This is a genomic window from Pirellulales bacterium, assembly GCA_035939775.1.
Taxonomy (GTDB): Bacteria; Planctomycetota; Planctomycetia; order Pirellulales; family DATAWG01; genus DASZFO01.
This window is the reverse complement of the sequence record DASZFO010000135.1, coordinates 1-9,788: the sequence shown is the minus strand read 5'-3', so window position 1 is coordinate 9,788 and position 9,788 is coordinate 1. Positions and strand designations below refer to the sequence as shown.

The 9,788-nt window shown below is 59.1% G+C and carries 8 protein-coding genes; 6 read left to right on the top strand and 2 right to left on the bottom strand.

The window, feature by feature from the left end; translation table 11 throughout:
- The 4 genes from VGY55_08980 to VGY55_08965 all read left to right on the top strand — a co-directional run.
- Window positions 1–1,795: 2-oxoacid:acceptor oxidoreductase subunit alpha (locus VGY55_08980; GenBank protein ID HEV2970112.1), on the top strand; the 1,795-nt coding region annotated here is incomplete at its 5' end.
- Window positions 1,796–1,872: 77 nt separating this feature from the next.
- Window positions 1,873–2,892, top strand: coding sequence for a 2-oxoacid:ferredoxin oxidoreductase subunit beta (locus VGY55_08975; GenBank protein ID HEV2970111.1), 1,020 nt, complete (start codon window positions 1,873–1,875; stop codon window positions 2,890–2,892).
- 8 nt (window positions 2,893–2,900) lie between these two features.
- Complete coding sequence (locus VGY55_08970) at window positions 2,901–3,134, top strand: hypothetical protein (GenBank protein HEV2970110.1); 234 nt, start codon at window positions 2,901–2,903, stop codon at window positions 3,132–3,134.
- A 280-nt stretch (window positions 3,135–3,414) separates the two neighbouring features.
- On the top strand, window positions 3,415–3,753 hold the full coding sequence (locus VGY55_08965) for a hypothetical protein (protein HEV2970109.1): 339 nt from the start codon (window positions 3,415–3,417) through the stop codon (window positions 3,751–3,753).
- Window positions 3,754–3,764: 11 nt separating this feature from the next.
- On the opposite strand, the gene VGY55_08960 is transcribed toward VGY55_08965, so the two are convergent.
- Both VGY55_08960 and VGY55_08955 read right to left on the bottom strand, forming a co-directional pair.
- A complete protein-coding gene (locus VGY55_08960) occupies window positions 3,765–5,276 on the bottom strand; it encodes a hypothetical protein (protein HEV2970108.1) in 1,512 nt (503 codons plus the stop codon).
- A gap of 67 nt (window positions 5,277–5,343) precedes the next feature.
- A complete protein-coding gene (locus VGY55_08955) occupies window positions 5,344–6,726 on the bottom strand; it encodes a hypothetical protein (GenBank protein ID HEV2970107.1) in 1,383 nt (460 codons plus the stop codon).
- Between the two features lie 267 nt (window positions 6,727–6,993).
- Between VGY55_08955 and lepB the strand changes: the two genes are divergently transcribed.
- On the top strand, window positions 6,994–8,841 hold the full coding sequence (lepB, locus tag VGY55_08950) for a signal peptidase I (protein HEV2970106.1): 1,848 nt from the start codon (window positions 6,994–6,996) through the stop codon (window positions 8,839–8,841).
- A gap of 24 nt (window positions 8,842–8,865) precedes the next feature.
- Window positions 8,866–9,600, top strand: a complete 735-nt coding sequence (lptB, locus tag VGY55_08945) for an LPS export ABC transporter ATP-binding protein (protein HEV2970105.1) — start codon at window positions 8,866–8,868, stop codon at window positions 9,598–9,600.
- The last annotated feature ends 188 nt before the right edge of the window (window positions 9,601–9,788 follow it).

Below are 9,788 nucleotides of genomic sequence, written 5' to 3'. Positions count from 1 at the left end.
CTTTTGCGGCGACTCGGGGGACGGCATGCAATTGGCCGGCACGCAGTTGACTAATACGTCGGCCCTGGTCGGCAACGACGTGGCCACGTTTCCCGATTTTCCCGCCGAGATTCGGGCTCCGCGAGGCACCAAGGCCGGGGTGAGCGGGTTCCAGATCCATTTCGCCAGCCGAGAGATCTTTACGCCCGGCGATCAGGTTCATGCGCTGGTGGCCATGAATCCGGCGGCGCTGGTGACGAATCTATCCGACCTAGTCAAGGGCGGCATCTTGATCGTCGATAAGGACTCCTTCGACGACAAAGACCTGAAAATGGCCGGCTATGAAACCGACCCGCTGGAAGACGATAGCCTCGACAGCTACCGGTTATTTCCGGTCGAGATGACGAAGCTCACCCGGCTGGCCGTCGCAGACCTTGGACTGGGCACCAAGGAGAGCGATCGCTGCCGCAACTTTTTCGCGATGGGCTTGGTGTTCTGGCTCTACGACCGGCCGCTCGACCCCACGCTTCGGTACATCGAGGAAAAGTTTGCCAAGTCTCAGCAGATTGCCGAAGCAAACCGCCGCGCGCTCTATGCGGGTTACAATTACGGCGAGACGACTGAAGCATTCGGCGATCATTATGCGGTTCCGAAAGCGAAGCTAGCACCAGGTAAATATCGCAATATCACCGGCAATCAGGCGCTCGCCTGGGGCTTGGTGGCCGCCTCCCAACGGAGCGGTTGCCCGCTGTTCTTGGGTTCTTATCCGATCACTCCAGCCAGCGACATTCTGCACGAACTAACGCGATACAAGAACTTCGGCGTGCGGGCGTTTCAGGCCGAAGATGAAATCGCGGCTGTCACGTCCGCGATCGGGGCGGCGTTCGGCGGGGCAATGGCCGTTACGACCTCTAGTGGCCCGGGCATTGCGCTCAAACAAGAGGGGATTGGCTTGGCCGTGATGACTGAGCTGCCGCTGATCATCGTCAACGTGCAGCGCGGCGGGCCAAGCACCGGACTTCCGACAAAGACCGAGCAAGCCGACCTGCTGCAGGCAATGTGCGGCCGCAATGGCGAGTGCCCGTTGCCCGTGCTCGCGGCACAGGGCCCAGCGGATTGCTTCGACATCGCCCAAGAGGCGTGGCAAATCGCCGTTCGCTATATGACGCCCGTCATGCTGCTTAGCGACGGTTACATTGCGAACGGCTCGGAGCCGTGGCGAATTCCCGACGTGAAATCGCTCGGCAAGATCGAAGTCCACCATCCGGTCGCGCCGACGAACGGCCACGGCTTCATGCCCTACGCTCGTGATGAACGCCTGGCGCGCCCTTGGGCGCTCCCCGGCACTCCCGGCTTGATGCACCGGATCGGCGGGTTGGAAAAACAAGATATTACGGGTAACGTCAATTACGAACCGGAGAACCACGAGCATATGGTTCGTTTGCGAGCGGCGAAGATCGCCGGGATTGCCCGCGAATTGCCGCCGCAAAAAGTCGATGGTCCCGAGAGCGGTAAGTTGCTCGTGTTGAGTTGGGGCGGAACATACGGCGCTTGCGCGACCGCCGTCCGCGAGGCCCAATCGCGCGGAGGATCGGTTGCCCATGCGCATTTGCGTTATCTCAATCCGTTTCCAAAAAACCTTGCCGAACTGCTGCGACGATATGAAAAAGTGCTGATTCCCGAATTGAATCTGGGCCAGCTTCGGCTGTTGATCCGAGGTATCTTCCTGATCGACGCCCAGGGCTTGAACAAGGTTCAGGGAAAACCGTTTTCTGTAGCCGAAGTCGGCGCTAAGATCGAATCGATGTTGAAGTAGTCCCCGAGATCGGAAGTCGTGACGTGCACACGGAATTCGACCCCGATTTTCTGACCTCTGACGATAAAGCCCATACAATGTCCACCGCACTGCTTCCCGTATTAACCCCGCAGAATTTCGCCAGCGACCAGGACGTTCGCTGGTGTCCCGGCTGCGGCGATTATTCGATCCTGGCCCAGATGAAGAAGGTGTTGCCGACGCTCGGCGTGGCGCCGGAGAACATGGTCTTCATCTCGGGTATCGGTTGCTCGAGCCGCTTCCCGTATTACATGAACACCTACGGCATGCACTCGATCCACGGCCGTGCCCCGGCGGTGGCGACGGGGCTCAAGGTCTGCCGTCCGGATTTGATGGTCTGGGTTATAACGGGGGACGGCGATGGGCTTTCGATCGGTGGCAACCATCTGATGCACGCCATCCGGCGGAATCTCGACCTCAAGATCGTGCTCTTCAACAACCGCATTTACGGGCTAACGAAGGGGCAGTATTCGCCGACCTCACCGCTCGGGCAGGTGACGAAGAGCACTCCGGTCGGCTCGGTCGATAACCCGATCCATCCTCTCTCCGTAGCCATCGGCTGCGAGGCCACGTTCGTTGCCCGCTCGATCGACGTAAACATCAAGCACCTCGGGATGGTGCTGAAGCGGGCGGCGGAGCATCGCGGAGTGTCGTTCGTTGAGGTCTACCAGAATTGCAACGTGTTTAACGACGGTGCCTTCGAATGGGCCACCGATCGGCAGACGAAGGCCGACACGACGATTGAATTGGAGCATGGCAAGCCGCTGGTGTTCGGCAAGAATCGCGACAAGGGAATCCGCCAGACCGGCATGCAATTGGAAGTCGTGCAACTCGGCAAAGGGATCACCGAGGACGATCTGTTGTTTCACGACGAGAAGCTCCCTGAGCCGAGCCTGGCCTATCTCTTGAGCCGCATGCGGCATCCGGAATTCCCCGAGCCGATCGGCATCTTCCGCGACGTGGCCCGCCCGATGTACGACGAGCGCGTGAATGCGCAGATTGAAGAAGCCCGCTCCAAACGCGGCCCCGGCAGCCTGGAAGCGCTGTTTAATACGGGCGATACCTGGGTGGTAGAGTAGCAACGAGCATGACCGTCCAAACCTTTCGCCAATTGCTGGCAAATCGCCCGTTCAAACCCTTTCGGTTAGTCATGTCGAGCGGCCAGGCGTATGAAGTTCACCATCCCGAAATGGCGCTGCTGACCGAAACGGATATCCTTGTCGGCGTCAACGAAGCGGATGACGGCGTGCCGGCCGAATTCAAGATTTGCTCGCTGCTCCATGTCACGTCGGTTGAGCCGCAGAGTCCTTCCGTGCCTTGATCTAATTAAATTGCGGTTGCGGTCTCGCTCGGAACGGCTTCCGCGATATCGCCGGGGACCATCGCCGACCCCATTCCGACTAGGAGCATTTGTCGTCGTGGCGCCATTTGTGATTGAGCTATCGCTGCGCAGCGCGGCGCAGTTGTTTGAATCGCGCGATCCGCCCCCTTTGGGGCCGAAAGCGCTCCATCCGCAGATTCTGGACTCGATTAACGAGCAGTGGGGACGCGCACCGCGCGGCAGCGAGCTGCAACTGATCATTCGCCTTCCGGCCAGTTCGATGGCCGAACCGCAAGAACTCATCGCCGCGCTGCGAGATTACTCGGTGTTTCGTGCCGATTCCGAGCGACGCGAAATTCGAAAAACACTCCGTGATGGGAGGATAGCCCTGCTGATTGGCCTCGCATTTCTGATCGTTGTCGGCGCGATCGCCGAAGTAATCCACGGCGTATTCTCCGGAAGGTTCGCATTAGGAGTCGCGAGCGGCCTGGAGATCTTCGGTTGGGTGGCGCTATGGTACCCGGCAGAGTTGCTGTTGTATGAATGGTTGCCCGCGTATCGCCGCCGGCGCCTGATGCAACGTTTGAGTGTGGCAATGATCGAATTTCGATCGCCGTAGGAAACTATTTCCTATCGTACCGAAACGAGCGAGATTTCTTCGAGAGCCGTTTGGTCCGTCGCTCCGGCTAGGCCGACAGCCAACGAGCCAGAGCCGCCGAGATGGACGTCGGGGCTGTTTCCTTGGCCTCCGACCCATTGGCTCGTATAGGAATCTCGCGGATTCAGCCCGATCCCTTCGATCTGCATAAAGGTGATCGAAAGCCCATTAATGCGGCCTGAGGCCCTCGCGGTCAGGCCGCCAACCGCGTATCCCTCCCTGGCTTTGAGCGTGAAGTTATTGCCTCGCTGCGGGCCATGCCATTGGCCGAAAACCTCGCCCCGGGGCGATCGATAGATGGGGCGCATGGCGCGGATATAGCGTTCGCCGTCCACGTCGATCGTGCCGATCTCCAAGCCCACGAGCAGGCCGCCTTCCTCAAGTACGTCGATAAAGCCGGCCCCGCGATTCGACCCTGCAGTGCGGCTATACGAAATCTTCTTGGCGTGCACAGCATTTTGGATGCGGCCAAACAACTTGGCGCTCGCCTCCTGAAGTCGCTTTTCGACCCGCGCCTTCGACAATCCTGAGATGAGCGGAAGCGCTTTTTCGTACCAATACAACGACCGGCCCTCGAGGCGATCCCTTTCACTTGACTGAACCCCAGCGGCGTAGTCCCACCAAGCGTCGGCCAGTTTGAGCAGTTCGTCTCCAGAATCCGACATCGAAAGTTCTTGAATCGCCAGCGCCTTGAGCTTCGGATCGCCGCCCAGTGCCAGCATTGGGATCCCGCCGTCCCAATCGCCCTTGACGAGCGCTCGATAACGGCCCACCGCTAGATTCGCATCCAGATCGAGCGGTTTCGTCTCCAACTTAACTTGCGCGGACTTAACCTGGGCGAAGGCGGCTTCGAGCGCTTCGGTTTCCTTGCCGCGGTTGACAAGGTGCTTGATGAGATCGGCATCGCGCGTTTTCTTCGCCGCGGCCACCCCGAGTGCGAGCGCCTGCTTGGCGACGTCATAGTTGTCGGCGGCGATCGCCTCCTCCGCCACAGTATTGGTCGTCTCGACGAACGCCACTGCCTGAACCGGAGGCAGCGTTGCTTTAGAGACGGTTGTTAGCGTTTCAAGCTTCAACGGCAGGCCATCGAGCTGAAACGCTCTAGCCATTTCGTCGACCGCCTGCACTGCCAGGCCGGAATCCAACGCGGCGACGGCGAAATCGCGCGCAGTTCGCAGTAGGACGTACCGCCCCGCCGGATCGCCCTGAGCGTCGATCCCCTTTTGTAAAAGACTTTTGGCCAGTTCAAGCTTCGCGGCCGGAATTTTTGCGCCGTCGATTTGATCCTTGAAGAGTTGCTTGACGACCTTAGATGCCTTTTCAAGTGCCGCCGAATCCGGCACAGGGACGGCCACCGCCGCCGAATCGGGGTCTTCCCCAAATAGCACACGCGGATTCGGTCCCAGGCCGAGGAATACAATCACCGCGCCGCTGATGAGCATGCCGCATTGTTGAGCGGCGCGGCGGAAAACGCGATTGCGCATAGGTGAAGGCATGGCGGGATTTGTCACTTGCAGCTCATCACGATCACAGTGCCGTTACGCCGCGCTATCAATTGTCTTGTTCAACTCCGCCCTGCTCTTGCAATGGCGCCACGCGGAGCGTCGCCTTGCGGATCAATTCCAAATTGCCCGACTTGCGGGCAGCGACGAGACTGGTCTCGGCAAGCTTCTTGGCCAGCGCCGGCCGGTTGGCCGCGATGGCTTCGTCGATGAGCGGCAGCGCCGCGCCGGCCAGCGCCTCCCAGCCCGGCGTCGTGGCAATATGGGGCCGCAGTTCGACAAGCGCCTTCGCCCGCAATGGTACCGCGTCCAGAGTGAATCGCCGGCTAAGTTCATCCGTGATTTGACCGACGAGCGCGACGTCGCCTTTGACAATCGACCACTCTAAGGCCGTATTCAGCGCAACATAGACCAGCGGCCCGTCGGTGAGCGGTTCAGTCTTCTCGATAACGACTTCGGGCGCGGAATCACCAAATGTCTCGGCGAAGCGTTTCTGAACCGCGGCTTGAGCCTGATCGCTGGGAACGTTCCACTTCTTAGGCGCCAGGTTTTCGGGCGGAATCGGCTTGGCCGCGTCGTTCACCGGCCGGGCTTTTGCGTCGGGATCCGAACCGGGCGGTTTAACGTCGCTTGTTGCCGTAGCCAGAGATGCGATCGGCGGATTTGCTGGCGGAGTCGCGGTCGAGGCAACGTGAATCGCGTCAGTTTTGCGTTCTCCTACGTCCGGGGATAACGGATGGATAATCGGCTTGCTTTGGCCGTTGCTGTCATGCGGCGCAGGAGACAGCGTCTTGGAAACTTCAAGTTTAGCGGTTCCCTCGGACGTCGCGGCATCAAGCGATCGACCGGTTGCGTTACGCGTTGCGAGCGAATCAGAGGAAACTGTCGTATGAGTGCTGCGTCGCAACTTCACGGCAACCACGATTGCGCCGACTAGCAACAGGATGACCAACCCTCCGGCGGCTACGAGGGCTGTCATCGAAGGCGCCGGCCGCCTTGGCTCGCTAATGGAATCAGCAAGCTGCGGTGGTACTGCGAACGGGGGGGGCGGCATTGGACTGGACGGCACACCGGCCAGGGTCTTGTAGGCGATTGCTGACGTTGCTGCCGATGCCGTGGAGACCATTTGGGCCGTTTGCGTCCCTGCCCGCTGGCGAAGCCGTTCATCGTAAACCGCCTTCTTTGCCGGTTTCAACAAACAGAGCTTGGCGGCGGCGATTTCGTTGAGCAGCGTTTGTGACAATGCGGCGTGCGGGCCGTTTTTGTAAGTCTGCACATGGGCCATTTGGCGGTCGCCAGCCGCCGCAATTACGTCTGGGTCGCTTTCAAAAAGCCCTAAACCAAGCAGCCGGTAATGGTTCGGCGGCTGCTCGCTGGGAGGAATTGAAAGCCATTTGTGATATGCGTCGATGCCGCTGGACATGGATGCCATCTACCCGCTTCCAGTAACTCAGTCCGTCGCTCTGACCGTGAATACCAATTGTAAAGCCGCTAGTTGGTTCCGATCAATCGCTTTAGGAGCTGCCAGTGGAATTCCGGCGGGAGCACATCCCGCTGCCGGCAGCGATTTTCCTGGCGCTTTCCCCCTCAATGAGCCCAGTTTTCACGTTCCGATCAACGGGTCATTCGGATATATTTCTTGAATCGGGACTATTTGCAAAGACGGATGTCAAACGGGCAAATCGGCTTTGAGGCAAGAATGACCAAATCCAAAGAGAAATCGGTGGAGAAGGCGCGCCGGCCGGCCGGCGGCATTGCTGAATCGACCCCGGATGACGGTCCGTCCGCGTGGTCGCGAACCGTCCGCGAGACGATTGAATCGGTTGTGATCGCCTTCGTGCTGGCGTTTCTGTTCCGCACGTTCGAGGCCGAGGCGTTCGTCATACCGACTGGCTCGATGGCCCCAACTCTCGTGGGCCGGCACATGGACCTGAAGTGCCCTAAATGCGGAATTCCCTTCCAGGTCGGAACGAGCGATCCGGATGAGGGACCGCCAATTCGAGAAGTCCACACCTGCGTTTGTCCAAATTGCCGCTGGGAAATCAATTTCGACCGCCTCGCCGATTTGAAGCGCGAGCTGGCACTGTCCAAAACGGGCGAAGAGCGGGCCGAGCTTGAGGCGCTGGTTAAACAACAAGACGAGGAAATCCACCGCGCCGGCGGTTCCGACGGCCATTGTCCCAGTTACAACGGCGACCGGATTTTGGTCAACAAATTCGCGTTCGATTTCACCGATCCGCATCGCTGGGACGTGATCGTGTTCAAGTATCCAGAGGATGCGAAGACCAACTACATCAAGCGGCTCATCGGCCTATCGAGCGAGATCATTCGCATCCGCGACGGCGACATAAGCGTGAGTCGCGACGGCGGCAAGACATTCGAGATGGCTCGAAAGAGTCCGGCCAAGCTGCGGGCGATGCTGCAACTTGTATACGACAACGATTACGTCTACGAGCCATTTATTTCCAAGGGATGGCCCACGCGATGGCAGAGCCACGATGCCTCGTGGACATACGAAACCGCGCCGTCCGGAAGCGCCGATCATAAGGCTCTGGTGACGAACGGCAAAGCCGGGACGACCGGCGCAGCGTGGCTGAACTACTACAACTATGTTCCCTTGCCAGACGACTGGAGTGCCTTCCAGCGCGGCGAACAGTTGCGTGCCCCGGCAGCCGTTCAGCCGATTCACGATTTCATTGCTTACGACGCCAGTAATAGCGAGATGTTCAGCGAGTCGCGCCCGGTTATTACGGATCTGGCCGTGGAATTTCAGGCCGACGTTAAAGAGCCGACGGGGAAAATCGCACTTGAATTGGTCAAGAAGCAACAGCGATTCGGCTGTCAACTCGATCTTTCCAACGGCGCCGCCGAACTCTCGATTCCGGGGCTCGATTCGGCGAAGCGGCCTCGGGCTAAGGAAGGCGGCATTTCCCGCGCTGGCAGCTACACGATCCTCTTCGCCAACGTCGACCATCAATTGACACTGGTGGTCAACAATAAGCAGGTGCAATTCGACAATCCGACGACGTTCGACGAGCTGTCAGACAAAGAGGACGGCGTGGTGAACACCGACCGAGCGGATTTTTCTCCGGCGGGCATCGGCTCATTCGGGGCTGCGCTGCGGGTGACCCATTTGCAGGTGCTCCGCGACGTGTACTACACGTATATCGATCGGCAGAATCTTCCTCATCCGAGTTACGATTTACTGGGTGGCAAGCCGCCTCGCGACTGGCCCGCCAGCAATGAATGGTTCTGCTTCCCCCCCGGCGCGGTCGCTAAGCTCCGCGACGCCGAAAGCCAAGTGCGGCGGCACGATCAGTACTTCTTCGTCGGCGACGATCAATTTTTCGCGCTCGGCGATAATAGCCCTCTTAGTCAGGACGGTCGGCTCTGGTCGAATGAGCATTTCATCGACCGCCGGCTGTTGGTGGGCAAAGCGCTCTTCGTTTACTGGCCGCATTCGTTCGATAAGATCCGGATTTCCGACGAGCATTCGATCCCGTTTCCCTTTTTCCCGAATTTCGGCCGAATGGGATTTGTTCGCTGAAAACCTGAGACCGAAGGTTGTTCCATGCCGATCCTGCAAGTCAAAGGACTCGTCAAGACCTACGGCCGCCGCAGGGTGGTTGATGGGGTCGATTTCGAGGTCGAAAAAGGTGAGATCGTGGGCTTGCTCGGGCCAAATGGCGCCGGCAAAACCACCAGCTTTCGGATTGCCTGCGGCATGATCGATCCGGACACGGGCAAAGTGACGCTCGGCGGCATCGACGTGACCCATTGGCCCATGTATCGCCGCGCCCGCGACGGCGGAATGGGTTATTTGGCCCAGGAGCAGAGCGTGTTCCGCAAGCTTTCGGTCGAGAACAACATCCTCGCCGTGATGGAGATGCTCGGCATCGAACGGGCTGAGCGGTTGCGACGATGCGAAGAGTTGCTTGTCCAGTTCGATATTGCTCGCATTCGCAAATCGACGGCTCTTTATATCTCTGGCGGCGAGAAGCGGCGGCTTGAAATCGCCCGCTGCCTGGTGTCCAACCCCAAGATTATTCTGCTCGACGAGCCGTTTACCGGAATCGACCCGGTGACGATCAACGGCATTCAAAAAATCATCCGCGGCCTGCGCGACAATGGCATCGCGATCCTTATGACCGATCACCGCGAGCGCGAGACCCTGGCGATCACCGATCGAAGCTACATCATCCGCGCCGGGCGCGTGCTCTGCCACGGCACGGCCGAGGAAGTGCTCAATAATCCCGAGGCCCGAAAGTATTACTTCGGCGACGGGCCGGGGCTCGATGCGGCATGATGCACATTTGAAGGTCTCGGCCTGGTGCCGCGGCGGTGGATTGTCTGAGAACGTGTTTGAAAAGCTATTTATCCCAGCCGCCGGCCAGTTCTGCTGGCTTTAGGTGGCGTAACATACGGTGAATCATGCAGACGAGGATCATGGCTTCGCTGTTATCGGTTCGTTCCTCGTAGTCTTTGCTTAATCGT

Coding starts and splice junctions, on each gene's coding strand:
- VGY55_08975 (HEV2970111.1), top strand. CDS start 1,873: ATGTCCACCGCACTGCTTCCCGTATTAACCCCGCAGAATTTCGCCAGC.
- VGY55_08970 (HEV2970110.1), top strand. CDS start 2,901: ATGACCGTCCAAACCTTTCGCCAATTGCTGGCAAATCGCCCGTTCAAA.
- VGY55_08965 (HEV2970109.1), top strand. CDS start 3,415: ATGGCCGAACCGCAAGAACTCATCGCCGCGCTGCGAGATTACTCGGTG.
- VGY55_08960 (HEV2970108.1), bottom strand. CDS start 5,276: ATGCGCAATCGCGTTTTCCGCCGCGCCGCTCAACAATGCGGCATGCTC.
- VGY55_08955 (HEV2970107.1), bottom strand. CDS start 6,726: ATGGCATCCATGTCCAGCGGCATCGACGCATATCACAAATGGCTTTCA.
- lepB (HEV2970106.1), top strand. CDS start 6,994: ATGACCAAATCCAAAGAGAAATCGGTGGAGAAGGCGCGCCGGCCGGCC.
- lptB (HEV2970105.1), top strand. CDS start 8,866: ATGCCGATCCTGCAAGTCAAAGGACTCGTCAAGACCTACGGCCGCCGC.